Raw genomic sequence first — 25668 nt, forward strand, 5'->3', positions numbered from 1 at the left:
TTTATTCTTGATGGGGTCGCAATGGAATGCAGTGTTGCGCCAAGTCATATATTTGTTAAGTTGATTTTTAGGTTGGATTGATTGATAAAACTCAATAATTGCCGGCCTCCGCTTGCAGCTTGTAGCTAACCACTTGCCGCTGGGAGCAAAGCGACCATGACCCTCAAGCAAATCCGCGCCTTCCTCGCCGTGGCCCAGAGCCTGAGCTTTGCTGTGGCCTGCGAGCGGCTGCACCTGTCCCAGTCGGCCCTGAGCCTGACCATCAAGGCCCTGGAAGAAGGCCTCGGCGGTCGTTTGTTCAGCCGCAATACCCGTAACGTGGCGCTGACGCCCGAAGGCGAATCCTTGCTGCCACTGGCCCGACGGCTGATTGCCGACTGGGACAACGCCGAGGATGAAATGCGCCAGCGCTTCACCTTGCAGCGTGGTCGTGTGACGTTGGCGGCGATGCCGTCGTTTGCCGGCAACCTGCTACCGCCGATCCTCAAGACCTTCCGCGCCCGCTACCCGAATGTCAACGTCACGGTCAACGACGTGATCAACGAGCAGGTGCTGGAAATGGTCCGTGATCGTCATGTCGAATTGGGCGTGGCGTTCGAGCCGATGCAAGGTTCGTCATTGGCGTTCACGCCCTTGTATCTCGATCGTTTCGTCGCGGTAGTGCCACTGGACTCACCCCTTGCCCAGCGCGACGAAATCCACTGGGAAACCCTGCTGGAGCAGCCCTTCATCACGCTGCAACGGCCCTCCACCGTACGGGTGATGCTGGAGGAACATCTGCGGGCCCGGGGCATGAAACTGCCTGTGGAGTTCGAGAGCCACCAGTTGGCGACCGTCGGGCGGATGGTCGCCAGCGGGCTGGGGGTGAGTGCCGTGCCGGCGCTGTGCGTCGGGCAGATGCATGAACTGGGTGCCCGCTGCATCACCTTGAGCGATCCGGTGATCGAACGGGCCATCGGGGTGCTGACCAAGCCGGGGCATGAACTGTCGGCGGCGGCGCAGGCGTTGTTCGATACGCTCAGGGATCAGGATTTGGGCACATTGACCGCAGGCTATCACTGATCCTGTGGGAGCGAGCTTGCTCGCTCCCACAGGGTATGGCGTGGTGTCAGATCAACAGTGGCAACAGTTGCTCGCACGGCTCTTCCAGCTTGAGGTCCAGCAGCTCATCGGCCCGGGTCTTGCCGCGGTTGATCGCCAGCAGCGGCTTGCCCTGGTCCTTGATGGCCCGGCACAGGCGAAACGCCGAATACGCCATCAGCGACGAGCCCACCACCAGCAGGCCGTCCGCTTGCTCGACGGCTTGCACGGCGCGGGTCGCGGTGAGGGGGGCGACGTTCTCGCCGAAAAACACCACGTCGGGTTTCAACCGCTCGCCGTCGCAGTGAGGGCAGCGAGGGACCTGGAAACGCGCCTCGAAGGCCGGGTCGAGCAGGGTGTCGCCATCGGGCGCCTGCACCGCATCGACACCGGCCAGGTAAGGGTTTTCGGTTTCCATCAACTGTTGAATCTGCTGCCGTTCGCTGCGCTGGCCGCAATCCAGGCACAGCACGCGATGCAGGCTGCCGTGCAGTTCGATGACGTCCTGGCTGCCGGCCTGGTCATGCAGCGTGTCGACATTCTGGGTAATCAGGCCGGTGATGCGTTGCCGTGCCTGCAATTGGGCCAAGGCCTCGTGAGCCGCGTTCGGCCTGGCCTGCCGCACCCGCGGCCAGCCCAGCATCGCCCGCGCCCAGTAGCGCCGTCGTGCCTCGGCCTGGGCGAGGAACTCCTGGTACATCATCGGCTGTCGACCCCGGCGTACACCGTCGCTGTCGCGGTAGTCGGGGATGCCCGAAGGGGTGCTGATGCCAGCACCGGTGAGCACCAGGAAACGGCGTCCGGCCAGGTACGCCTGCAACTGATCGAGCGGTTCGCGATGGAAATCGTCCGGCATGGGTGTTTCTCCGTGGGCCTGGATTCGTTGAGGGTAGCACTGTCGAGCACGGGGCCTGCGTCACGCCTTTCGTCGCTCAGCGGCGCTGTTCTGCAAACTTTCCTTGCCGGTGGGACCTCCACACTTATGTGTAAAAGAGCAATCGGGTGTTTCGGTCGCTCTGAACCTGTCGCAGAGGAGGCTTATGAAACAGACCATCGGTGAAGTACGGGCCATCAATCGACCGCGCGCAATGGTGGGTGTGTACGTGGAGCAGGAGCACAGCCATACCGTGCTCGTGCTGCGTTCGGCCAATGACATCGATATTGGCGACATCCTGGAGTGGGGCAGCGGCACGGCCTTGGGCACTCAGTCCTATCACAACCAGACCAAGGGCTGGACCGCCGATGTGTATGTGGCAAACCACGGTGTGGCGACGGCCAACCTTGAGGTCCAGTTGATGGTGGGTTCTTCCTGACGGCGCCTTCTGACACACCGCCATCGCGAGCAAGCCCACAGGAAGTTTCGGTCTCGGCCTGTTTAATAGCCTGATGCAATAAAGATCATTGGCGGCGGCGATATAAATTGAGCGCTGACCATTCGTCGCCGTTTACGACGTTTCCTTAAAACCTTGGCGGCGTCATGTTTTCCGAATAAGACGAGTCAGCAAGGCTCGTTGACATTAACTAAACGAGGTGAATGAAATGGCTAACACAGGAAATAACAATCCTGGCAATTTCGCTAACGATCGTGAAAAGGCATCGGCAGCCGGGAAAAAGGGCGGCCATGCATCAGGGGGTAACTTCGCCAATAATCCTGAGCGTGCATCCGAGGCCGGGCGCAAGGGAGGGCAGGCCTCGGGTGGTAATTTTGCCAACGACCCTGGGCGTGCCGCAGAAGCCGGCCGCAAAGGCGGGCAAGCCTCGGGCGGTAATTTTGCCAATGACCCTGAGCGGGCTTCGGAAGCCGGCCGCAAAGGTGGCCAGGCCTCGGGCGGCAACTTTGCCAACGACCGGGAGAAAGCCTCCGAAGCGGGTAGAAAAGGCGGTGAGAACAGCCGCGGCGGCGGCCGTGATTCATAATGCCCGGTGACATGGCAAGCCCCGTGCCCATGGCATGGGGCCCCATTGGTTTATATAGTCGGGTTTACCGGGTTTAAACTACTGTCGGGCTTTACAGTCTTTCGCCTTATTCATTAAAAGATGTTCGTTAATTGTTGAGCCGAGAACCGTTTGTCTTGTTCATTGAATAAAAGATAAATCACCCTGTTACTTCCTCCGACTATAAAAACGGCGGGGGCAGCGCTTCCTTGCCTGGATATTACGTTTGATCGTTGCCACCGTTTAGGAGCACGATCAGCCATGTTTTGGTCAACACCAGTAAGGACCTTCGATGGACCAACCCACCTCCCGAATTCGATCGCCCTGGCGAACCTGGCTCAACCCCCTGCAAGACAACCTGTTGCTGGGGGTGACGTTCTGGCTCGGGCTGGCGTTGGTGACTGCATTGCTGCTCTACAGCGGCTACAACGCCCTGGTTGGCGCCAATCGTCAAAACCTGGGCTATGCGGTGTTGGGCGGGACCTCGGGCTTTGCCGCCACCGCCCTTGGGGCGTTGATGGCTGTGGTGTTGCGCGATATCGCCTCGCGGACCCAGGACATCATGCTCGGTTTTGCCGCCGGCATGATGCTCGCCGCCAGTTCGTTCTCATTGATCCTGCCGGGCATCGAAGCGGCACAGATCATCTGCGGCAATCAGTTGCTCGCCGCGTTTGTCGTCGTGGTCGGCCTGGGCCTGGGTGTCGCCCTGATGATCGGCCTGGACCGTTTCGTGCCGCACGAGCACGAACTCAGTGGCCGACGTGGGCCCCAGGCCGAGCGCATCAATCGCGTCTGGCTGTTCGTGCTTGCCATCACCTTGCACAACTTGCCGGAGGGCATGGCCATCGGCGTCAGTTTTGCCGACGGCGACTTCAAGGTCGGCCTGCCCCTGACCACCGCCATCGCTATCCAGGACATCCCCGAAGGCCTGGCCATTGCCATGGCGCTGCGGGTTACCGGTATCAGCACCTTGCGTGCCGCGCTCATCGCAGTCGGCTCGGGATTGATGGAGCCACTGGGCGCGGTGATTGGCCTGGGCATGTCATCGGGCGTCGCCGTCGCGTACCCCATCAGCCTGGGGTTGGCGGCGGGGGCGATGATTTTCGTGGTATCCCACGAAGTGATTCCCGAAACCCACCGCAACGGCCATGAAACACCGGCCACCCTGGGGCTGATGATGGGGTTTGCGGTGATGATGTTTCTCGACACGGCGCTGGGCTGAGCCCCCCTGAACCGAATGCATGGTTTCAGCCGGTATTGACGGGACCGCCGTAGAACATGAACCAGGTACCTGCCAGTGTCGCTATCCAGGCCAGCACAATCAACGCCGCCGCTAGCTTGTTCACCGGGCGCTGGCCATCGTTTTCCTGCCATTGCCGGGCTTTGGCTGCACATTCTGCCAGCACTGCGAGCGGCGTCAGGCGAAGCGCCAACCAAATCCCCAGGGGCAGCAAGATCACATCATCCAGATAACCCAATACCGGGATGAAATCCGGGATCAGGTCAATGGGGCTCAGGGCATACGCCACCACGATAACGGCGATCCATTTGGGCAGCCAGGGCGTCTGCGGATGGCGATAGCAGAACCACAGCGTCATGGTCTGGCGTTTCAGGGTCCTGGCCCATTGGCGAAGACGTTCGAGGAGCTTGGTCATCAAAGCCCTGCAAGGTCTAGGGATCGACAAAGGATACTCGCAAACTGCGAGATGAAACCTGTGGGAGCAAAGCTTGCTCGCGACAGGTGTATCAGCAGTATTGATGTCGGCTGATACACCGCTATCGCGAGCAAGCTTTGCTCCCACAGGTTTGCTCCCATAGGTTTTTGCCTCCACAGGTTTTACTGTTCTCGCGACCTATACTCAACCCCATGGGTGACCTGAATCCGGGGTGGCGCGACTGTGCTGCGTTCGCTGATGTTGGCCGTTATGCTCGTTCTGGCGGGGTGCGCCACGTCACAGCGCGGCCAACCGGTCGCCACGGTAGTGATAGCCCAGGATACTTGGCGACAGGTGGACCAGCAGATCATCGCGGCGTCGAAAAGCGCTATCGAACAGGCGGCCCTCTACGCGCGCGGTTCGATGGAGCACTGGCGTGTGTTGGTCTATGAACGCACCGAGGCTGAGTTCATCCCCTGGTTCAGCAGCTACTGGACTCAGGAATGGCTGGCAGTGAAGGTCAGTTGGTACGCCGCCAGCGCCGAGGGCGAGGCGGATTCCTCCTCCAGGCGCCTGGCGGTTTACCTGCAAGAACAGTATCGCGAGCAGGTACTGGAACCGGTGGCGGTGGAAATTGATCCCGAGGCGATCAGGGCTGCCGCGACGGACTACTACATACGCCAGCTCAATCAGCAGGTCCAGGTCATCGCCCTGCGACATCAAATCCCGAACGAACTGATGAACCGGCGCCTGCACGGCATTCCTGCCATCAACCTGGGGCCGCCGGCGGCGCGTAACGCGTCGTTGTACGAGGTGGTGCATACCGAACCGCTGAACACGCTGCCGGCTTATGCGGCCCTGATCGACCACGTCAACAAGGCTGCTACCACAGGTGCCGGGCCTTCAGAGGCGGTGATCGCAACGGTGGCGCAACGCACCAGCGAGAAAATCGAGGCGCAATTTGCCACCCGAGGGGCGACCGGCGCGGCGGCAGCGGTGGCCGGGAAGGCGGCAGGGGCATTGATCTCGGTGGGCGTGGCGGGTATTCGCGCGATCATCCACGAGGGCGAGCGGCCGGAAATGGAGGCGCAAATCCGCAAAAGCCTGAGCGCTGCGTTCGATGAGGCATGGTCCAAGTCGCTCAAGCATCCCCTCAGCGGGGTGATGGCACCGGTGTACTACCTGGACGAGGAGATAGAAGGCAATCTGGTGGAGGCGGAGCTGGCCAATCGCGCGGTGGCATTGCCGCAGATCAAGCCGTGACGGGCCGGCTCATTCTGCCCCGAGGGTGACACGACAACCCTTGCGCTGGCGGATCTGCTCGTCCGATGGGCGCTCCTTGATGAACTCGAAGCGCGGCTCGCCTTCGCTGTAGATCACCAGCCAGCCCCATTCCAGCTCGCTTTCATCCTGCCCGGGCTTGGGCGGCGAGGCCCACCAGGGTTCTTTTTGCATGATCTGGCGCATCGTCTGCTCCTGTCGATTGATCCTTTGAACTATAGACCGCTCGATCTGATGACCAGCGCCCATGAAAACGCTTGCATCTTGTGGGAGCAAGGCTTGCCCGCGAAGCAGGCGACTCGGTTCCAGATAGACCGTGTGATCTTCATCGCGGGCAAGCCTTGCTCCCACAAAGTCTGCTTCCACAGATCCCCTTGCCGGAGGGTTGTGTGTCTGAAGCTTGATAATCAGTGTGCTCTGACCTCGCCCACCAGCGTCTAGCGTCTGTATCCCCGCACTCGAACGGGGAATGACTGGACCCCGCGCATATGCAAGCACTGTTGAACGAGATCCTCGATGCGGTTCGCCCCCTGATTGGTCAGGGCAAGGTGGCCGACTACATTCCGGCCCTGGGCACTGTGGCGCCCAACCAGTTGGGCATTGCCGTGTATGGCAACGACGGCGAGTTGTATTGCGCCGGCGACGCCGAAACAGCGTTTTCGGTGCAGAGTATTTCCAAGGTGTTCAGCCTGGTGCAGGCCATCGGGCATTCCGGCGAAGCGATCTGGGAGCGCCTGGGCCATGAGCCGTCCGGCCAACCGTTCAATTCCCTGGTGCAACTGGAATTCGAACGCGGTCGACCGCGCAACCCGTTCATCAATGCCGGCGCGTTGGTGATCTGCGATATCAACCAGTCGCGTTTCGCCGCCCCGGCGCTGTCGATGCGCGATTTCGTACGCCGTCTGTCGGGTAACCCACAGGTGATGGTGGACGGCAAGGTCGCCGAATCGGAATACCAGCACCGCGCCCGCAACGCGGCGATGGCGTACCTGATGCAATCGTTCGGCAATTTCCATAACGATGTGGAAGCGGTACTGCGCAGTTACTTCAGCCACTGCGCCCTGCGGATGAGCTGTGTCGACCTGGCACGGGCATTCTGCTTCCTGGCCAACGACGGGTTCTGCAAGCACAGCGGCGAACAGATCCTCAGCGCCCGGCAAACCCAGCAGGTCAATTCCATCATGGCCACCAGCGGCTTGTACGATGAGGCCGGCAATTTCGCTTATCGCGTCGGTCTGCCGGGCAAGAGCGGGGTCGGTGGCGGGATTGTCGCCGTGGTGCCGGGGCGATTCACGGTGTGCGTCTGGTCGCCTGAGCTCAACGTCGCCGGCAACTCCCTGGCCGGCATGGCTGCGCTGGAGTTGATGAGCCAGCGGATCGGCTGGTCGGTGTTCTAGGGGACGTATCTCACAAAAGAAAGGGCCCGCTCCTGAGTCAGGAGCGGGCCCTTTTGTTTAGGGCGTATCAGCAGAGGCGGTCGATGACCCGGACCTCAGAAGTGTTCTGCATCGACTGCCAGGCCTGGGTCAGCGTTTGCAACACGCGACCGATGAAGTCTTTGTCGGCCGCGGCCTTCTTGCCAACGTAGCCCTGGCCACGGCGGTACATCTTCAGCCGGGCACCCAGCTCTTGCGTGTTCTTTTCGAACTCGTCTTCGCGGGTGTAGGGCGACAGGCAGTCCATATGCACCTGGCCAGTCTTGCTGATCCACAGGATATGGCTGTCGAGAGTGTCCTTGTGTGCTGCGAATATGCGAGCCAGTTCATCAATAGATGGTTGATTATTCAGATTCATGTGTAAGCCCCTTGACCATTTGGTTGATCTGTCTGGTGGTTCGCAAAAACTTCGCTACTCGGTAAGTACCTGCCTGCTACCGAAACCAGGCCGTCAGCATTCTTCCGTCGAACTTCGACAGGGTCGTGCATCGGTTGTGTAGTGTTATCGAAGGGCTGCTACGCAAATGCGCGACAACGAAGAGAAACAGCGAAGAATCTTCAGGCAGTGTCAACTTTCGAGGGTTGAACCACGCGCATCATGAGGATCTTCACCGACGTTTCTCGTCCTTGTTACCGGACGGTCAGGCCAGGTCAGCACCTTCAATCTGCCTTGTGGGCAGTCCCTTATCCAAAAAACAGCTCGGCGGTCAGACGAGCTTGCTCAAACAGTTGCCTGTACTCCCGATCGGGGAGACGTCTGCATCATGCAAGGGCAAATCGGAGGCGTCAACGGTTTTGTAGTGATTATTTTTGGTCACTACATATTGTCGGACAAAATGGTTTGGGTATGAAAAATGGCGAGGCGTGGACTTATCTGTGGGAGCAAGGCTTGCCCGCGAAGCAGGCGACGGGGTTCCCGATAGACCGAGTGCTCTTCATCGCGGGCAAGCCTTGCTCCCACAAAGCCTTGCTTCCACAGGTCCTCCTGCCATAGGTCTCTCATGCCATCGGTGAGCCGCTGCTCAGGTCGCCTTGGCCTTGCTCGCCTTGCGCGGTGCGCCTCCAGCCTTGCGCTTGGCCGGCTTGCGTTTGTTTTTCCACGGCGTTGCGCCGCGCCCGGCGGGGCTGGCCGGGCCGCTGATGGTCAGGCTCATGCCCTGGCAGCGGGCGACATGCTTGCTCATCCAGGCGGCTTGCCGGGTCACGAATTCCTCTAGGCTCATTTCGCCGCTTTGGACCATGTCCAGCGCCTGCTCCCAGATGGCCGTGGTGCCCGGGTCGGCGATGGCCCGGGGCACGGCGTCGATCAGGCTGAAGGCCGCCGGGGTGGCGGACAGGGCCTTGCCGTTTTTCACCAGGTAACCGCGGTCGAGCAGCCCCTGGATAATCGAGGCCCGGGTCGCTTCGGTGCCAATGCCGGTGGTGTCCTTGAGCTTTTGCTTGAGCAGCGGGTCTTCCACCAGCTTGGCGACGTTCTTCATCGCCTTGATCAGGTCGCCTTCGGTGAACGGCTTGGGCGGTTGGGTCCACAGGTCCTTGGGTTTCACCTCGTCCACGGCGCAATCGCGACCTTCGCTCAGTGCCGGCAGCGTCTGCGGCGTCGGTGCTTCACGGCCCCTTGCCGGTGCCAGCGCTTCGGGCAGGGCGCGTTTCCAGCCGGGCTCGACGATCTGCTTGCCCACGGCACGCAGCGCCTGGCCGGCACAGTCGAAGTCGGCCTGGGTCCGGTCGTATTCGTGGTTGGGCAGGAACTGCGCCAGGTAGCGTGCGCGAATCAGCGTGTAGACCGCGCGCTGCTTGCCGGCGAGTTTGTCGAGGTTCCTGGCGGCGGCGGTGGGAATGATGCCGTGGTGAGCGCTGACCTTGGCGTCGTTCCAGGCCCGGGACTTGCGTTGCGGCTGCAGGTGCTCGCGCAGCGGTGCCAGGCTTGGGTCGGCCTGGGCGAGGGCGGCCAGGATGGCCGGTGCTTCGCTGTGCTGGCTCAAGGGCAGGAAACCGCAATCGCTGCGAGGGTAGGTGATGAGCTTGTAGGTCTCGTAGAGCGACTGGGCAATGTCCAGGGTTTCCTGGGCGCCGAGGCCGAGTTTCTTCGAGCAGACTTCCTGCAGCGTGCCCAGGTCGAAGGGCAACGGTGCCGCTTCGCGCAGACGCTCGGTACGCACTTTCAGCGTCCGGGCGGTGGCGGCGTTGTTCATGGCTTGGGCCGCGTCTCGGGCCAGGGCCTGGTTCAGGCAGCGCTCCTGGTCGTCGCAGGCGTCCGGATCGGCGCGCCACTGGGCGGTGAACGCCGTGCCTTCGTGGCTGAGCTGCACGTCGATGGCCCAGTAGGCGACCGGCACGAAGTCGGCGATGCTGCGGTCGCGGTCCACCACCAGGCGCAGCGTGGGTGTCTGTACGCGGCCCACCGGCAATACGCCCTGGTAGCCGGACTGGCGCCCCAGCAAGGTGAACAGGCGACTCATGTTCATGCCGATCAGCCAGTCGGCCCGGGAACGGCCCAGGGCCGAGTGATACAGGTTGAAGGTTTCGGCCCCCGGCTTGAGGGCGGCCAGGGCCTTGCGGATTGATGCTTCGTCCAGGGCCGACAGCCATAGCCGCCGGATCGGCCCGCGATAACGGCAATGTTCCACCAGCTCCCGGGCGATCATTTCGCCTTCGCGGTCGGCGTCGGTGGCGATCACCAGTTCCTTCGCTTCCCCCAGCAGGCGCTTGACCGCCTTGTACTGGCTGGCGGTTTTCGGTTTGACGGTCATTTTCCATTGCGCCGGCACGATGGGCAGGTCGGCCAGTACCCAGCGCTTGTAGCGCGCGTCGTAGGCGTCGGGTGGGGCGGTCTCCAGCAGATGGCCGATGCACCAGGTGACCGTGATGCCAGGGCCCAGCCAGCAACCGTCGCCACGGCGCGTGGCACCGAGCACGGCGGCGATGTCCTTGGCCTGGGACGGTTTTTCACACAGGTACAGCTGCATAGCGCCCTTTTCCCGAGCAGATTTTCATGGGGCTGTAGCATGGTCATGGATGCGCGCCAGGGCAAGTTTTATCTGTATGGATATACAGATAAAAAGCGTTGCGCTGCGTTGCCAGGACGGCTCTGGCATGACATTCGGCGACCTGTTGGCACACAGAATGAATTTCTCGCAGGGGGATTGCTCATAACTTCAAGGCGGTTGTTGCCGCAAAGAAGGTTTTATGAGGTCAAGGAGAGTCACTTTCATGAATGCGATGCCAAATGGCAACGGCCAGGCGACTACACGTTTGATTCTCGTTGTGGAAGATGATCCGACCATCCTGGAGTTCCTCTGTGAAATTCTCGAGGAGGAAGGGTTTGTCGTGGAGCCTCGGGAAAGCGCCGACGCGGCGTTGACGTTTCTCGAAGAGAGCGCCCATTACGTCGACCTGTTGCTCACGGATATCACCATGCCCGGCAAGATCGACGGCGCGGACCTGGCCAACCTCACCGGTGACCGTTGGCCGCAGATACCGCTGCTGATCATGTCCGGCTTCGAGACCCCGGAAAGCGCGGGAATCAAGCACCACGCTTCGTTCATCGCCAAGCCCTGGGCGCTGGGACAGATGCTGGACCTGGTGGAAAGCACGGTGAAAAACCACGCCATCAACTGAATGCTTCCAGCGGGCGGAAGGTGGCCGGGCATGTTTGGGTTGCAAGCGGCGATAGGCTCCATGACAATGCGAGTCATTATCAGTCGCGAATTATTCCATTGCCATGTCCGCCAACGATCTGACCCTACGCAGTGCTGTCGACGTTCTGTACAGTGATCATCACGGTTGGCTCCAGGGCTGGCTGCGCAAGCGTTTGGGCAACACCTTCGATGCCGCGGACCTTGCCCAGGATACGTTTGTGCGGGTTATCAAGGCGCGCACTGCGCTGGATATCCGTGAGCCACGACCGTATTTGTCGATGATCGCCAAAGGGCTGCTGATCGATCTGTTTCGCCGTCGCTCGCTGGAGCAATCCTACCTCGAAGTATTGGCGGCCATGCCGCAAGCGCAGCACCCCTCGCTGGAAGAGCAGGCGATCATGCTCCAGGCCCTGATGGAGATCGACCGCTTGCTCCTGGGGCTGGGACCGCGGGTCAGGCAGGCGTTCATCCTGTCGCAGTTCGATGGCCTGACGTACCCGCAAATCGCCGAACGCCTGGGCGTCAGCGTACGCACGGTCAACAACCACATGGCCAAGGCCATGGAGCATTGCTGCCTGATGCAGATTCAACTGCAGCTTTCATGAACCTGCCTCCTGAAGAGTTGGACGCCATTCGTGTGGCGGCGCAGTGGTACGCCCGGCTGCATTCCGGCATCAGCACCGACGCGGACCGGGCCGACTGGCGCGCCTGGCTGGCTGCGGATCCGTTGCACGGCCAGGCCTGGCAACGCATGGCGGCAGTGGCCGAGCAGATGGCAAGCGTACCCGGCGCCCTGGCCGCACCGACCTTGAGCAACACCCATCGTCGATCCCGCCGCCAGGTGTTGCGCAGCGCCTTGCTGCTGACGTCCGCCGGCGGCCTGGGCTGGTTGGGCTGGCGCAGCCAGGCAAGCCAGAACCTGTTTTGCGATTACCGCACCGCCGTGGGCGAGCGTCGCGAATTCCAACTGGCCGATGGCAGCACGGTCCTGCTCAACACCGATACCTCGATCAATGTTCGTTTCGATGGGAGGCAGCGGCTCGTGGAGTTGTTGCGGGGTGAGGTGCTCGTGACGACGGCGGTCGACCCCTTGCGACGTCCGTTCACGGTGGTGACGGGGCCGGTCGAGGTGCTTGCACTGGGCACGCGGTTTATCGTCCGTGGTCAGGCGCGAGGCGGCGAAGTGGCGGTGCTGGAGAAAGCGGTCGAGGTGAGCCTGCCGGCGATGGGAGCAAGGAGGCGGGTCGAAGCCGGCCAGCGCCTGGATTTCAATGAGCGGTCGCTGGGCACGTTGCGGGGCAACGATGTGTCGGTCGGTGCCTGGCAGAAGGGCAGCATCATCGCCATCGACCGTCCCCTGGCGGCGCTGCTGGATGAGCTGTCGCGCTATCGCCCCGGTGTGCTGCGCTGGGACCCGGCGATTGGCGACTTGAAGGTGTCCGGTGTGTTTCCTGTCGATAACACTGACCTCGCCCTGGCGGCGCTGGAGAGCGGCTTTTCGTTGCGGGTGACGCGCTACAGCCGATTCTGGGTCCAGGTCGCAGGTGGCGAGCGGCGGTGACGCTGTGTAATAAAAAAATCTGGCCCTGCACTTTTCATCCTCATCGTTCGGCTCTTCCTCAGTGAGTTTTTATCGACCGTTTTGGGGAGGGGAAATATGCCTTGGGTAAGCGCGCCAGGCCGTCTGGTGTTTGCAGTGAAAATCGGCTTGCTGGCGGTCACCACCGTCGGCGCCACGGCCGTGAATGCCAACCCGGTGCCAGGCGCCTCGGCGCAGCAACGCTCGGTGCAGGCCTACGATATCGGCGCCGGCAGCCTGGTGGATGTGCTGACCCGTTTCTCCAGCGCCGCCGGTGTCGCCCTTTCGTTTGATGCCCGGCAACTGGCGGATCTGCAATCGCCCGGCCTGAGAGGTTCTTTCGGCGTGGCTGACGGCTTCGCTCGCATTCTTGGCGGTAGTGGCCTGCAAGCTGAGCCCCAGGCCAACGGCACGTACGTGCTGCGCCGGCTGCCCGTCAACGGTTCGGTCATGGAACTGGGAGCCACCAGCATCGAGGCACAGATGCTCGGCGCGACCACCGAGAACAGTGGCTCCTACACGACGGGTGCTGTGACCATCGGCAAGGGCGAGCATTCCCTGCGCGAAACGCCGCAGTCGGTGACGGTGATCACCCGCAAGATGCTCGATGACCAGAACCTCAACACCATCGATCAAGTGATGGAAAAGACCCCCGGCATTACCGTCTACGACTCGACCATGGGTGGCAAGTATTTCTATTCCCGTGGGTTCCGCATGTCCGGCCAGTATCAATACGACGGCGTTCCACTGGACATGGGCAACAGCTATGTCCAGGCCGACAGTTTCAGCAGCGACATGGCCTATTACGACCGTGTCGAAGTCCTGCGCGGTGCCGCCGGGATGATGAAGGGCGCGGGCGGTACTTCCGGCGGCGTCAATTTCGTGCGCAAACGTGGCCAGGCCACGGCCCAGACCGAACTCAGCCTCTCGGGGGGGACCTGGGACAACTACCGTGGGCAGGTCGATACCGGTGGCCCGCTGAATGATTCCGGCACTGTGCGGGGCAGGGCGGTGATCGCCGAGCAGAGCCGGCATTTTTTCTACGACGATGCCCGGCGCAAGGACCAGATTTATTACGGTGCCCTGGATTTCGATCTGTCGCCCGACACGACGCTTGGCGTGGGCGTTGCCTATGAAGACGTCGATGCAAGCCCTTGCTGGGGCGGGCTTCCTCGCTACCGCGACGGCAGCGATCTGAAACTCAGCCGTTCCACTTGCCTGGACCCGTCGTGGAACACTTGGCGCAGCCAGCGGACCACGGTGTTCAGCGATCTCAAGCATCAGCTCAATGACGACTGGGCGGTGAAGGTCGCCGGTGTCTATACGAAGAATACCCAGGACATCAAATACGCCTTTGCATCGGGCTCGGTGGCGCCAGGCACCTCGACCACCAACCTGCTGGGCAGCATGTACGACTACGACCAGGTCGATTACGGCCTCGACGCCTACCTGGACGGCAAGTTCGACGCCCTGGGGCAGCAACATGAATTGATCGTTGGTTTCAACGCCAGTCGTTCGGACAAGGATGACTTCTTCTCGGTGGCACTGCTGCCACAGAAGCAGAACGTGTTCGATCCGGATCGACATATTCCCGAACCGGAGGACAGTTACTTCATCGAAAACTCGACGCGCGGTGGCCCGGTCAAGACCGTTACCCAGCAGCAAGGCATGTATTCGACCCTGCGCCTGAAACTGGCGGACCCGTTGACCTTTGTCGTCGGCAGTCGGGTGAGCTGGTACCGCTCCAAGACCGACTCGGTGTTCCTCACGGGTGGTTCGGAGCACGCCAAGAGCACGGAGACCGGCCAGGTCACGCCGTTTGCCGCCGTGCTGCTGGACCTCAATGAGCACCTGACGGCCTATGCCAGTTATTCGGATATCTTCACGCCCCAGGGCAACTATCGCTCCGAAAGCGGCGCGGCGCTCAAACCCCTGGTGGGCGAGAGTTATGAGTTGGGGATCAAGGGCGAGTGGTTCGAGGGACGCTTGAACAGCGCTTTCAACCTGTTCCGCACGCTGCAGAAAGACCAGGCCCAGACCGACTACAACTCAAGTTGTGCGTCCTCGGACGGTTACTGCTATGAGAACGCCGGCAAGGTTCGCGCCCAAGGCTTCGAAGCCGAGATCAGCGGTGAAGTCATCGAACGCCTGCAACTGCTTGCCGGCTACACCTACACCCAGACCAAGACCCTCAGCGATATAGACACCAGCCTCAACGGCGGTTCGTTCAACAGTTATGTGCCGCGTCATGTGCTGCGCCTGTGGGGCGATTATGCCCTCGGCGGAGCGTTCGAACGGTTCAGTGTCGGTGCCGGGGTCAATGCCCAAAGCGACAACTTCCGCGTATCGCCGGCGACGGGCGAGAAGATCACCCAGGCCGGTTATGCCGTGTGGAATGGCCGCGTCGGCTACCGCGTCGATGACACCTGGTCGTTGGCCCTCAATGGCAACAACCTGTTCGACAAGCGCTACTACACCACCATTGGCACCGAGGGTTTCGGTAACTATTACGGTGAGCCGCGCAATTTCACCATGACCGTGAAGGCGCGCTTCTGATCCCGGTGGCGAGGGCACCAGTGCCCTCGCCACGGTTTCGTCCTCAGTTTTTATCCAGGTCCACGTTCCGGGTTTCCCGCAGGCAGATCATGCCCACCACCAGACTCACCCCGGTGATCACCACCGGGTACCACAGCCCATAGAAAATATCCCCGGTGTAGACCACCAGGGCGAACGACACGGTGGGCAGGAAACCGCCGAACCAACCGTTGCCGATGTGATAGGGCAGGGACATGGAGGTGTAGCGAATGCGGGTCGGAAACAGTTCGACCATCAACGCCGCCAGCGGTCCGTAGCACATCGCCGAGATGATGATCAGCGCCACGATCAAGGCCACGATCATCGGTCGGTTGATCTGTTGGGCGTCGGCCTGTTGCGGGTAGCCTGCCAGCGTCACCGCGCCGCGCAGGGCCGCTTCGTCGTAACCTTCGAGTGTCACGTCACCGACGCTGACCTGCACCGTGCTGCCAGCTGGGGCCGCAACGCTGCTGTAGGGCAGGCCTTGCTTGACCAGGAAGGTCTTGACCTTGTCGCAAGGGCTGTCGAAACGCGCCTTGCCCACCGGGTCGAACTGGAAGGTGCAGGTGGCTGGGTCGGCGACCACGGAGATCGGTGCCTGGCGGCTCGCCTGGTCGATGGCCGGGTTGGCGTAGTGGGCCAGGGTCTTGAAGATCGGGAAGTACAGCGCGGTGGCCAGCAGCAGGCCGATCATCAGCACCGGTTTGCGCCCGACCTTGTCCGACAGCCAGCCGAAAAAGATGAAGAACGGTGCGCCGATCACCACGCTGACGATCAGCAGGCTGTTGGCCAGGGCCGGGTCCATCTTCAGGAACTGGGTGAGGAAAAACAGCACGTAGAACTGCGCGGCATAGAAGGTCACCGCTTGCCCGGCGTTGATGCTGAACAGGGCGATCAGCACCACCTTGAGGTTTTCCCATTTGCCGAAGGATTCGCGGATCGGCGCCTTGCAGCACTTGCCTTCCTCTTTCATTTTCAGGAAGGCCGGCGACTCGTGCAGGCTCAGGCGAATCCAGGTGGAGATGCCCAGCAGCAGGATCGACAGCAGGAACGGAATGCGCCAGCCCCAGACTTCGAACTGATCGCCGGTGAAGTAGCGACAGCCCAGCACCACCAGCAGCGAGAGCAACAGCCCAAGGGTGGCGGTGGACTGAATCCAGCTGGTATGGAAGCCGCGCTTGCCCATTGGCGCGTGCTCGGCAACGTAGGTCGCCGCGCCGCCGTACTCACCGCCCAGGGCCAGGCCCTGGAGCATGCGCAACACCACCAGGATGATCGGCGCGGCGATGCCGATGCTGGCGTAGTTGGGCAGCAGGCCGACGCAGAACGTCGCCAGGCCCATGAGGATGATGGTCGCCAGGAAGGTGTATTTGCGCCCGATCATGTCCCCTAACCGACCGAACACCAGAGCCCCGAACGGCCGCACGATGAAACCGGCGGCGAATGCCATCAGGGCGAAAATGAACGCGGTGGTGTCGTTGACCCCGGCAAAGAACTGCTTGCTGATCACCGCCGCCAGGGCGCCATAGAGGAAAAAGTCGTACCACTCGAACACCGTCCCCAAGGACGAGGCGAAGATGACTTTCTGGGTTTCCTGGCTGGTGCCGACGCTGCGCGTGGCTTCCAGGGACTGAACATGCTCGGACATAGCGGTATCCCTCACAGTGATTGTTTTTGTTGTTCCACTGCGACGCCGGGGTGGCGTCTCCTGATTTGACACACTTTCCTTGAATCGACTCAGCCCCCTTGTGGGAGCTTTTGTTGTTTTTCAGACCGTGGCCGGCTCCTTCTGGGGCGTGGTGATTCTTGTGTCTGCCTCGAGCATCATCTGCGCCGCCTTCTCGGCAATCATCAAGGTCGGCGAGCAGGTGTTGCCCGAGGTGATGCGCGGCATGATCGAGGCGTCGGCGATGCGCAGGCCCTTGATGCCGTGGACACGCAGTTGCGCATCCACTACCGCGTCGCGATCCTGGCCCATGCGGCACGTGCCGACCGGGTGGAAAATCGTCGTGCCAATCCGGGCGGCGGCCTGGTGCAGTTCCTCTTCGGTTTGCAGGCTGGGGCCCGGCAGGTATTCCACCGGTTTGAACGCGCTCAGGGCCGGGGCCGCGACGATGCGTCGGGTCAGGCGGATGGCGTCGGCGGCGACCCGCAAGTCTTCGGGATGGCTCAGGTAATTGGGTTGGATCAGCGGCGCTTCGTGCGGGTCGGCCGAACGAATGTCCACCCGGCCACGGCTTTGCGGGCGCAGGTCGCAGACCGATGCGGTGAACGCCGGGAAGCTGTGCAGCGGTTCGCCGAAGCGTTCCAGGGACAACGGTTGTACGTGGTATTCGAGGTTGGCCGAGGCCTGCTCCGGACCCGAGCGGGCGAATGCGCCGAGTTGGCTGGGGGCCATGGACAGCGGGCCGCTGCGGTCGTACAGGTAGCGCAGGCCCATGCCCATCTTGCCCCACAGGGTGCCGGCGATCTGGTTCAGGGTGCGGGCGTTTTCCAACTGGTAGATCAGCCGCAGTTGCAGGTGGTCCTGCAAGTTGCCGCCGACGCCGGGCAGCTCATGAGTCACGCCGATGCCCAGGCGTTGCAGCAGGCTGCGCGGGCCGATCCCGGAGCGTTGCAGGATGCCCGGCGAGCCAACGGCGCCGGCGCACAGGACAATTTCCTTGCGGGCCTTGAAGGTCATGCCTTTGCCTTGCCAGCGCGCGCTGACGGCGTGGGCGCGGTCGTCGCGCAGCAACACGCGGTCGACCTCGACGTCGGTCAGCACCGTGAGGTTGGCGCGGTGGCGAACCGGCTTGAGAAACGCCTTGGCCGCGTTCCAGCGCACCCCGGCTTTCTGGTTGACCTGGAAGTAGCCGCAGCCTTCGTTGTCGCCGCTGTTGAAGTCGTCGACGTTGGGGATGCCGCTCTGTTCGGCGGCACTGCGGAAGGCATCGAGAATCGGCCATGACAGGCGCTGGCGTTCGACCCGCCATTCCCCAGCGGCGCCGTGAAATTCGGACGCGCCGGCAAAGTGGTTTTCGCTCTGGCGGAACAGCGGCAGCACGTCGTTCCAGGCCCAGCCAGCATTGCCCTCGGCGGCCCAGCCGTCGTAGTCCGCCGCCTGGCCGCGCATGTAGATCATGCCGTTGATGGAGGAGCAGCCGCCCAGGACCTTGCCGCGGGGGTAGCTCAGGGCGCGCCCTTGCAGGCCTGGTTGTGCTTCGGTCTTGAAGCACCAGTCGGTGCGTGGGTTGCCGATGCAGAACAGGTAGCCGACCGGGATGTGAATCCACGGATAGTTGTCGCGCCCGCCGGCTTCGAGCAGCAGCACCCGGTGTTGCGGGTTGGTCGAAAGCCGATTGGCCAGCAGGCATCCGGCAGGGCCGGCGCCCACGATCACGTAATCGTATTCATCGACGACAGGTTGCATTCGCGACCTCATTCTTGTTTTTGTGGGGTCCATCCTAGTTGTTAGTTTTCGTCAAAAGAATGTTAGTTTTTGCGCAGCGGCTGTGCGTTTATAAACAGTCATGCCTTCGGGCGCGTTCAAGGATCGCCTCATGTTCGACTGGAATGACCTGCGTTATTTCCTGGAGCTGCAACGCAGCGGGCGTCTGCTGACGGCTGCACGACGGCTGAACACCACCCACGCCACCGTGGCCCGGCACATCGAGGCCATCGAAAAAAGCCTCGGCACCGCGCTGTTTGTCCAGCATGCCCAGGGCTATGAACTGACCCCGGCCGGCGAGACGCTGCTCAAGCACGCCGAAGCCATGGAGAACGTGGCGTTGCTGGCCCAGGAGGACATCACCCAGTCCAGTGCGCCCCTGGGCAAGATCCGCCTGGGGGTGACCGAAGGGCTGGGCATCATGTTCCTCGCCAGTCGCATGGACGGGCTGTTCCAGCGCTATCCGGGGCTGGAAGTGGAACTGGTGGCGGTGCCGCGCTTTGTCAGCATCCTCAACCGTGAGGCGGAAATCAGCATCCACCTCGAGCGCCCGGCGGCCGACCTGCTGGTCACCCGCAAACTCACCGACTACAGCCTGGCGCTGTACGCCAGCCAGGCCTACCTGGACCGCTCGCCAGCACTGCGCAGCCGCGAGGACCTGGCCCGCCACGCCTGGATCGGGTATGTCGATGACCTGCTGTTCAGCCAGGAACTGATGTTCCTCAACAGCTTTTGCCGCAACCCCCGGGTGGTCTTCCACAGCACTAGCGTCATCGCCCAGCAACAGGCCGCGCGCTCGGGCCTGGGGATCGCCGTGCTGCCTTGCTACATGGCCAGCGGCGACCCGACGCTGGTGCGGTTGCTGCCGGACGAAACCATCCGCCGCAGCTACTGGATCAGCACCCGCCGCGAACTGCACAAATCCGTACGCTTGCGGGTGCTGTGGGATTACGTGGTGCAGTTGTGCGAACGGGAGCAGGGGTTATTACTCCCCTGAGCACGCGATGCTCCTGTGGCGAGCCGCTCTGTGGGGGAGATCTGTGGGAGCAAGGTTGTGTGGGCTGTGTGGGAGCAAGGCTTGCCCGCGATGAAGAACACTCGATCTATCTGGAACCGAGTCGCCTGCTTCGCGGGCAAGCCTTGCTCCCACAAATGAATCCTCTCGCCACAAAGGTCATTGATGCTCCCGCAACTGGCCGCCCAAGCCCCCTTTTATGGCCCCCAATGACCTCAAGCCGACGCAGTGGCGTGCCTTAGTGTTGACCCACAACAAAAGCGCCGCCGAGAGGGCCTCTATGCCGGCTACCACGCCTTCAACCGTGTTCCACTCAGCCTTCATCGTGCTGCTCGGCACCCTGCTCACAGGGTGCGGCGAAGAGGCCAAGCCGCCCGCGCCCACGGTGTTCACGGCCATGCCCAGCGATGCGGCGCTGGCCCAGGTCTACGACAGCAGTTGCAAGCTCTGCCACGCCAACCCCGGTGCCGGGGCGCCGTTGACCGGCGATACGAACGCCTGGGCGCCACGGGTGGCCCAGGGCGCCGACACCCTGCTGGACCACGCGATCAACGGCTACAACGGCATGCCGCCGATGGGCCTGTGCATGCACTGCTCCGAAGAGCAGTTCCTGGCCCTGATCGCCTTCATGTCCGGCCAACACTTCCAATAATAAATACGGGTACTACGGCATGACGATGGACTCCTCACGGCGCCGGTTGCTGCAACAGGCCGGCGTTGTCGCAGCCTTTACGGCCCTGGGCAGCCAGGGCGCCCTGGCCGAGCTGATGCGCGCGCCGCGGCTGATCCCCTGGCGCAATTGGTCCGGTGCGCAGAGTTGCCTGCCGGCGGCGCGCCTGGCCCCCAAGGACCTCGATGAACTGGTGAACGTGGTGAGACGCGCCGAAGGGCGGATTCGTCCGGTGGGTTCCGGGCATTCCTTCAGTGCCCTGGTGCCCACTGACGGCACCTTGTTGTCGCTGAGTTTTTTCAGCGGCCTGTTGGCTCATGATGCAGCCAGCCTGCAAGCCGAGTTCGGCGGCGGCACGCCCATGTCCCGCATGGGCCCGGCGCTCAAGGCCATCGGCCAGGCACTGCCGAACATGGCCGACGTGGATTACCAGACCCTGGCCGGTGCCATCGCTACCTCGACCCACGGCACTGGCAAGGCCTTCGGCTCGTACGCGTCCCAAGTGGTCGGCCTGCAACTGGTGACGGCCAGCGGCGCGGTCCTCGATTGTGATGCCCGGCGTCATCCTGAAGTGTTCAAGGCCGCTCGGGTGTCCCTTGGCGCGCTGGGACTGGTGACCCGCGTGCGCCTGCAGAACCGCGCCGCCTATCGCTTGCGCGAGCATCAATGGGTGGCGAAAACCGAGGAGTTGCTCGAAGACGTGGACACCAACACCCGGGACAACCAGCACTGGGAAATGCAGGTCGTCACCCATTCCGACTATGCGTTGTCGATCGCCTTGAACGAAACCTCCGATCCGGCCACGCCGCCGATCAGCCCCGAGGAGGAGGGCGGCAACGAATTCGTCAGCCTGATCGAAAACCTCGACAAGTACGGCAGCGACTTTCCAACGATCCGGCGCACGCTGCTCAACAGCCTGCGGCTGGTGGCCGATTTCGATGATCGGGTCGGCGACTCCCATGACATCTATGCCAACGCTCGCACCGTGCGCTTCAACGAGATGGAGTACTCGGTGCCGGCCGAACACGGCCCGGCATGCCTGCGAGAGATTCTGGCACTGATCCGCGACAAGGACCTGCGCACCTGGTTTCCCATCGAATACCGCTACGTGAAGGCCGACGACATTGCCTTGAGCATGTTCGAAGGCCGGGACAGTTGCTCGATCTCCGTGCACCAGCATTACCAGATGGACCATCACAATTTCTTTGCCGCCATCGAGCCGATCTTCTGGAAATACCAGGGCCGTCCGCATTGGGGGAAATTGCATTCCCTGAACGCCAAGGCGCTCCAGGCGCTGTACCCGCGCTGGACGGAATTCACCGAGGTGCGCCAGGTGCTGGACCCTGGCGGCAAGTTCCTCAATGGGCATCTTTCATCGATTCTGGGTTTGAGCTGAAGGAAGAACCTGTGGGAGCTTGCTCGCGATGGCGATGTAGGAGCTGGCGAAGCCTGCGATCTTTTGATCTTGATCTTGATCTTGATCTTTCGCTCTCGACTCAATTATCAGTGGAAAGATCGCAGCCTCGTTGCACTCGACAGCTCCTACACAGCTCCTACATAGCTCCTACATAGCTCCTACATAGCTAGCCTTACGCCGCCGAGCGGGAGCAAGCTCCCCCGACACAGGTGCTGTGGAGCACTCTAGAACGCAAACGGAATACTGATCTTGGCCCAGAGCATTTCGCCCTCGGTGCGGTTCTCCACCGCAAACTCCTTGGCCCAGCGGATCTCGGCGCTGGCGTACTTGAGGAAGGTCAGGTGCAGCGCCGGGCCGATGGCGAAGACCTGGCCGCGTACGCCGTCGTCCACGTCTTGCCCGGCGAATTGCACCGTGCGGCCATACTGTTTGTCGTCGGTGGTCTGTTTGAGGTAGTAGCCGTTGAGCCCCAGCATCACGTTGTCGGTCAGGCGGTAGCTGGCGGAATAATCGAAGTGGAAAATCTGCCCCGAACGGTAGTCGGTGTCCTTGTTCTTGCGATTGAAACTGTAGGTGGTTTTCAACGACAGCTCGGTGTTTTCCGTAGGCAGCCAGGTTAAGGAAAACAGCGGCTTGTAGGTATAGAAATTGTTGCTGGTGTTGGCCAGTCGATCGGTGCTGTATTCGCCGGTCGGCACGGTGATTTCCACCGCCGCGGCCAGGGTCAGGTTCTTGCCCATGTCCCAGAGCACGATGGGCGAAATCGTGGTGTCGCCCATGCCTTCGCGGGTGTCATGCAGGCCGAACACCGAGACTTCCTGTTTGAGCCACGGTTGGGCGATGTAGATCCCCAGGCGCCCACCGGCCACCCGCAACGGGCTCAAGTAATCGATGCGCGGGATCACCGCCGTGGATTCGATTTCGACATTCGGCACTTCGCCGCCCAACGAACTGATGTTGAGCTTCCGGGCCTTGTAGTGGTTGTAGTAGACGTTGAACGCAACCATGTTGTCCGGAAGGCTGTCGACCTCCAGCGGCAGCATGAAGAAGCCATCTGTACCGGGGCCGATGTTGTCGACTCCGGCTTCGGTAGCCAGGGCCGGCAAGGCACTGGCGCAGACCAGGCCGAGGGTCAATTGCAAGGCGAGTGTCGTGCGGATCGGGTTCATGTGGGGGCTCATTATTATTGTTGGCGATGCACCGAAAGTCCGAGCCATACAAATAAGCCGTTCGCCGCCAACAGGGCAGGGTATTGGCGGCCATACAGGGGACTTGGGCGGCCAGATTTTTGTCCTCCTCGATCCACCGGGGCATGCTAACTTTGTGAAACAACCGGTTACAAAAACGCCACCTAACGTGCTCCGGAACCCGCCCCATGCAGATGAAAGTCATCGACCCGACCTATGAATTGGCGCTGGTATCGCCATTCCTGCTGCAGACCCTGGCCGAGGTGGTGCTGGACAAAGGTTTCGATGCCGCCAGCCTGTGTCGCGGCCTGGGGTTCGGCCTCGATGATCTGCAAGATCCCGCCCAGCGCATTTCCTACCGCCAGGCCGTGGTCATGACTCAACGGGCGCTCAAGCTGTTGCCCGACCAGGGGCTGGGATTGTGGGTGGGTGACCGCAACGTGCTGGGCACCCTCGGCCTGTTGGGCCACGTCTTATCGCTGTGCGAAACCCTGCGCGATGCCTTCGCCCTGGGCGTCCGTTACCAGCACACTAGCGGCGGCATCGCCGTGGCCAGCGTCGAAGAAGCCACTGACCGGATCATGGTCGAGGCGACCTGCCGGCTGCCTTTCGCCGAGATCCAGGTGTTTGCCGTGGAAGAGTTCTTCGCCAGCCTGATGGTCTATGGCCGGGCGCTGGCGGGGCCCGATTTCAAGCCCCAGGCCGTGGAGTTCATGCACGCCGCGCCGTCCTATGCCCAGGAATATCAGCGGATTTTTGGACCGGATGTGCACTTCGGTTGCCGACACAATCGCATGCTTATCGACGTGCGCTGGCTGGATATGCGTTTGCCCAATCACCACCCGTTGGCCCTGCGCCAGGCATTGGCCTTGCTGGAGCAGGAGGCCATCGAGGTGCACCAGAAAATCGATCTGATCCAGACCGTGGAACGGGCGATTGCCCGGGACCTGACCCGGGGCAGCCACATCGAGAAAATCGCCAGCGATCTCAACATGAGCAGCCGCACCCTGCGTCGGCGCCTTACCGAACACAACCTGACCTTCGAGGCCTTGCTCGAACAAGTGCGCCGTGGCCGGACCCTGAACCTGTTGGCCAACCCTGGACTGTCCATCGAGCGCATCACCGAAGAAGTCGGCTACAGCGATGTGCGCAGTTTCCGCCGGGCGTTCCGACGCTGGACAGGCATGAGCCCGAGCGCATTTCGCAATGAGAGCGCCGACGCCCGGCTCTAAGGATATGTCCAAACAGTATTTCTCAAACCGTGTGGGAAGCGACCTGACAGCCGGCCTGGTTCTGCAGCCGTACCTCGATCCAACTGTGGGAGCAAAGCTTGCTCGCGATGGCGGTGGATCAGCTTGCATGGATGTCGAGTGTGCTGATGCTTTCGCGAGCAGGCTCGCTCCTACAAGGTAATGCTGTTCACTTGAGGAAAAGTGCTGATACCTGTGGCCAGAGATTGCTCCCGCTGTGAACTGACTGGCGGCGCTTGTCAGAAAATTCCCGAAAGAGTACAAATGTACTCCATGACGACTCTCACTCCCCGCCGTACCGCCATTCTGACTTTCATCCGCGAACGCATCGCCGATCAGGGCCAGCCTCCCAGCCTCGCTGAAATCAGCGAGGCGTTTGGTTTTGCCTCCCGCAGTGTGGCGCGCAAGCATGTGCTGGCGCTGACCGAAGCCGGTTTCATCGAGGTCAATCCGCACCAGGCCCGGGGCATTCGCTTGCTGAACCAGCCACCACGACCCGAGCTGTTGGACGTGCCGGTGCTGGGGCGAGTGGCCGCCGGGTTGCCGATCGGCGCCGATGCCGAGGTCCACAGCCGCCTGATGCTGGACCCGGCGATTTTTACCAAGGCGCCGGATTACCTGCTGCGGGTCCAGGGCGATTCGATGATCGAGGACGGCATTCTCGACGGTGACCTGGTGGGCGTGCAGCGCACGCCGCAGGCCGCCAACGGCCAGATTGTCGTGGCGCGTCTGGACGGTGAAGTCACCATCAAGCGCTTCGAGCGCATTGGCGAGCGGGTGCGTTTATTGCCGCGCAACCCGGCCTACCAGCCGATCATCGTCGAGGCCGACCAGGACCTGGCGATAGAAGGGGTGTTCTGTGGCTTGGTGAGGCAAGGCTGATGGGCGCTGTCGTTGCGCTGGACGCGCTGTTCAACGGCGGCCAGGTCTGGAAGGGCCGGCCTGCGCCGCCAGCCGCCAGCCCGCAACCCACCGGCCATGCGGCACTGGACGCGGCGTTGCCCAGTGGTGGCTGGCCGGAAGCGGCGTTGACGGAACTGCTTATCGCCGCGCCGGGCGTGGGTGAGTTGCAACTGGTGTGGCCGACCCTGGCGCGGCTGGCGGCGGCGGGGGAGCGGATCGTGCTGGTGGCGCCACCGTTCGTGCCCTATCCCCAGGCCTGGCAGAACGCTGGCGTCGACCTGCGCCAGTTGTCGGTGATCCGCGCCGATGAGCGCGATGCCCTGTGGGCCACCGAACAATGCCTGCGTTCGGGCAGTTGTGGCGCGGTCCTGTGCTGGCCCCGCCAGGCGGATGACCGGGCCTTGCGCCGCTTGCAAGTGGCAGCGGAAACCGGCCAGACCCTGGCGTTCGCCTGGCGCTCGATCCAGGAGGCCATCAACCCGTCGCCGGCGGCCCTGCGCATCGCCATCGATACCCGGCCGGCGCAATTGCGCGTGCTCAAGTGCCGCGGCGGGTTGGCTCGTTCGGCGCCGATTGCCTTTGCCACGCTCGCCCCACAAACCGGGCATTGAGGTT

24 protein-coding genes are annotated in these 25668 nt (G+C 62.1%); 16 read left to right on the forward strand and 8 right to left on the reverse strand.

Features of this window, described 5'->3' with window-relative positions; all coding sequences use genetic code 11:
- The first annotated feature begins 156 nt into the window (after nucleotides 1-156).
- Nucleotides 157-1062 (forward strand): LysR family transcriptional regulator, encoded by a 906-nt coding sequence (locus ASC85_RS00460; protein ID WP_057447813.1) that lies wholly within the window; start codon nucleotides 157-159, stop codon nucleotides 1060-1062.
- 46 nt (nucleotides 1063-1108) lie between these two features.
- Here ASC85_RS00460 and ASC85_RS00465 read toward each other — a convergent pair whose 3' ends face one another.
- Nucleotides 1109-1936, reverse strand: a complete 828-nt coding sequence (locus tag ASC85_RS00465) for an NAD-dependent protein deacetylase (protein ID WP_057447814.1) — start codon at nucleotides 1934-1936, stop codon at nucleotides 1109-1111.
- A 184-nt stretch (nucleotides 1937-2120) separates the two neighbouring features.
- Between ASC85_RS00465 and ASC85_RS00470 the strand changes: the two genes are divergently transcribed.
- From ASC85_RS00470 to ASC85_RS00480, 3 genes are all read left to right on the forward strand, one after another.
- Nucleotides 2121-2393, forward strand: a complete 273-nt coding sequence (locus tag ASC85_RS00470) for a hypothetical protein (RefSeq protein WP_057447815.1) — start codon at nucleotides 2121-2123, stop codon at nucleotides 2391-2393.
- A gap of 226 nt (nucleotides 2394-2619) precedes the next feature.
- The gene (locus ASC85_RS00475; RefSeq protein WP_013692695.1) at nucleotides 2620-2997 is read left to right on the forward strand and encodes a general stress protein; all 378 of its coding nucleotides are present in this window, start codon (nucleotides 2620-2622) and stop codon (nucleotides 2995-2997) included.
- Nucleotides 2998-3307: 310 nt separating this feature from the next.
- Nucleotides 3308-4237, forward strand: coding sequence for a ZIP family metal transporter (locus tag ASC85_RS00480; RefSeq protein WP_057447816.1), 930 nt, complete (start codon nucleotides 3308-3310; stop codon nucleotides 4235-4237).
- A gap of 25 nt (nucleotides 4238-4262) precedes the next feature.
- Here the strand turns inward: ASC85_RS00480 and ASC85_RS00485 are convergent, their stop codons facing one another.
- Complete coding sequence (locus ASC85_RS00485) at nucleotides 4263-4670, reverse strand: YkvA family protein (protein ID WP_003200130.1); 408 nt, start codon at nucleotides 4668-4670, stop codon at nucleotides 4263-4265.
- Between the two features lie 243 nt (nucleotides 4671-4913).
- On the opposite strand from ASC85_RS00485, the gene ASC85_RS00490 reads away from it, so the two are divergent.
- Nucleotides 4914-5933: a hypothetical protein gene (locus ASC85_RS00490; RefSeq protein WP_082534278.1), complete on the forward strand. Its 1020-nt coding sequence runs from the start codon at nucleotides 4914-4916 to the stop codon at nucleotides 5931-5933.
- Nucleotides 5934-5942: 9 nt separating this feature from the next.
- Here the strand turns inward: ASC85_RS00490 and ASC85_RS00495 are convergent, their stop codons facing one another.
- The gene (locus ASC85_RS00495) at nucleotides 5943-6137 is read right to left on the reverse strand and encodes a hypothetical protein (protein ID WP_057447817.1); all 195 of its coding nucleotides are present in this window, start codon (nucleotides 6135-6137) and stop codon (nucleotides 5943-5945) included.
- A gap of 302 nt (nucleotides 6138-6439) precedes the next feature.
- On the opposite strand from ASC85_RS00495, the gene glsB reads away from it, so the two are divergent.
- Nucleotides 6440-7348, forward strand: a complete 909-nt coding sequence (gene glsB / locus ASC85_RS00500; RefSeq protein ID WP_003200136.1) for a glutaminase B — start codon at nucleotides 6440-6442, stop codon at nucleotides 7346-7348.
- 67 nt (nucleotides 7349-7415) lie between these two features.
- On the opposite strand, the gene ASC85_RS00505 is transcribed toward glsB, so the two are convergent.
- Nucleotides 7416-7745, reverse strand: a complete 330-nt coding sequence (locus ASC85_RS00505; protein WP_003200138.1) for a hypothetical protein — start codon at nucleotides 7743-7745, stop codon at nucleotides 7416-7418.
- A gap of 664 nt (nucleotides 7746-8409) precedes the next feature.
- Nucleotides 8410-10356, reverse strand: a complete 1947-nt coding sequence (locus ASC85_RS00510) for a DNA topoisomerase III (RefSeq protein WP_057447818.1) — start codon at nucleotides 10354-10356, stop codon at nucleotides 8410-8412.
- A 244-nt stretch (nucleotides 10357-10600) separates the two neighbouring features.
- Between ASC85_RS00510 and ASC85_RS00515 the strand changes: the two genes are divergently transcribed.
- The 4 genes from ASC85_RS00515 (at nucleotide 10601) to ASC85_RS00530 (ending at nucleotide 15163) form a co-directional block, all read left to right on the forward strand.
- Nucleotides 10601-11008, forward strand: a complete 408-nt coding sequence (locus tag ASC85_RS00515; protein ID WP_057447819.1) for a response regulator — start codon at nucleotides 10601-10603, stop codon at nucleotides 11006-11008.
- A gap of 103 nt (nucleotides 11009-11111) precedes the next feature.
- On the forward strand, nucleotides 11112-11633 hold the full coding sequence (locus ASC85_RS00520) for a sigma-70 family RNA polymerase sigma factor (protein WP_057447820.1): 522 nt from the start codon (nucleotides 11112-11114) through the stop codon (nucleotides 11631-11633).
- Nucleotides 11630-12589, forward strand: coding sequence for a FecR domain-containing protein (locus ASC85_RS00525; protein WP_057447821.1), 960 nt, complete (start codon nucleotides 11630-11632; stop codon nucleotides 12587-12589). Before ASC85_RS00520 ends, ASC85_RS00525 begins: the two co-directional genes overlap by 4 nt.
- A 96-nt stretch (nucleotides 12590-12685) precedes the next feature.
- The gene (locus ASC85_RS00530) at nucleotides 12686-15163 is read left to right on the forward strand and encodes a TonB-dependent siderophore receptor (RefSeq protein ID WP_057447822.1); all 2478 of its coding nucleotides are present in this window, start codon (nucleotides 12686-12688) and stop codon (nucleotides 15161-15163) included.
- Between the two features lie 43 nt (nucleotides 15164-15206).
- On the opposite strand, the gene ASC85_RS00535 is transcribed toward ASC85_RS00530, so the two are convergent.
- Both ASC85_RS00535 and ASC85_RS00540 read right to left on the reverse strand, forming a co-directional pair.
- A complete protein-coding gene (locus ASC85_RS00535) occupies nucleotides 15207-16829 on the reverse strand; it encodes an MFS transporter (protein WP_057447823.1) in 1623 nt (540 codons plus the stop codon).
- 120 nt (nucleotides 16830-16949) lie between these two features.
- Nucleotides 16950-18593, reverse strand: a complete 1644-nt coding sequence (locus ASC85_RS00540; RefSeq protein WP_057447824.1) for a GMC family oxidoreductase — start codon at nucleotides 18591-18593, stop codon at nucleotides 16950-16952.
- 130 nt (nucleotides 18594-18723) lie between these two features.
- Here ASC85_RS00540 and ASC85_RS00545 point away from each other — a divergent pair, with 130 nt between their 5' ends.
- The 3 genes from ASC85_RS00545 (at nucleotide 18724) to ASC85_RS00555 (ending at nucleotide 21692) form a co-directional block, all read left to right on the forward strand.
- Nucleotides 18724-19608 carry a LysR family transcriptional regulator gene (locus ASC85_RS00545; protein ID WP_014338655.1) on the forward strand — a complete coding sequence of 295 codons (885 nt, stop codon included), beginning with the start codon at nucleotides 18724-18726 and terminating at the stop codon, nucleotides 19606-19608.
- A 298-nt stretch (nucleotides 19609-19906) separates the two neighbouring features.
- Nucleotides 19907-20278 carry a c-type cytochrome gene (locus ASC85_RS00550; protein ID WP_057448214.1) on the forward strand — a complete coding sequence of 124 codons (372 nt, stop codon included), beginning with the start codon at nucleotides 19907-19909 and terminating at the stop codon, nucleotides 20276-20278.
- Between the two features lie 115 nt (nucleotides 20279-20393).
- Nucleotides 20394-21692, forward strand: coding sequence for a D-arabinono-1,4-lactone oxidase (locus ASC85_RS00555; RefSeq protein WP_162254861.1), 1299 nt, complete (start codon nucleotides 20394-20396; stop codon nucleotides 21690-21692).
- Between the two features lie 245 nt (nucleotides 21693-21937).
- Here ASC85_RS00555 and ASC85_RS00560 read toward each other — a convergent pair whose 3' ends face one another.
- Complete coding sequence (locus ASC85_RS00560; RefSeq protein WP_057447826.1) at nucleotides 21938-22882, reverse strand: SphA family protein; 945 nt, start codon at nucleotides 22880-22882, stop codon at nucleotides 21938-21940.
- Nucleotides 22883-23088: 206 nt separating this feature from the next.
- Between ASC85_RS00560 and ASC85_RS00565 the strand changes: the two genes are divergently transcribed.
- The 3 genes from ASC85_RS00565 (at nucleotide 23089) to imuA (ending at nucleotide 25664) form a co-directional block, all read left to right on the forward strand.
- Entirely contained in the window at nucleotides 23089-24132 is a 1044-nt protein-coding gene (locus ASC85_RS00565) for an AraC family transcriptional regulator (protein WP_057447827.1), read from the forward strand.
- 282 nt (nucleotides 24133-24414) lie between these two features.
- Nucleotides 24415-25032: a transcriptional repressor LexA gene (lexA, locus tag ASC85_RS00570; protein WP_013692700.1), complete on the forward strand. Its 618-nt coding sequence runs from the start codon at nucleotides 24415-24417 to the stop codon at nucleotides 25030-25032.
- A complete protein-coding gene (imuA, locus tag ASC85_RS00575; RefSeq protein ID WP_057447828.1) occupies nucleotides 25032-25664 on the forward strand; it encodes a translesion DNA synthesis-associated protein ImuA in 633 nt (210 codons plus the stop codon). The genes lexA and imuA overlap by 1 nt, the downstream gene beginning before the upstream one ends.
- The last annotated feature ends 4 nt before the right edge of the window (nucleotides 25665-25668 follow it).

Source organism: Pseudomonas sp. Root401 (assembly GCF_001425105.1).
GTDB lineage: Bacteria > Pseudomonadota > Gammaproteobacteria > Pseudomonadales > Pseudomonadaceae > Aquipseudomonas > Aquipseudomonas brassicacearum.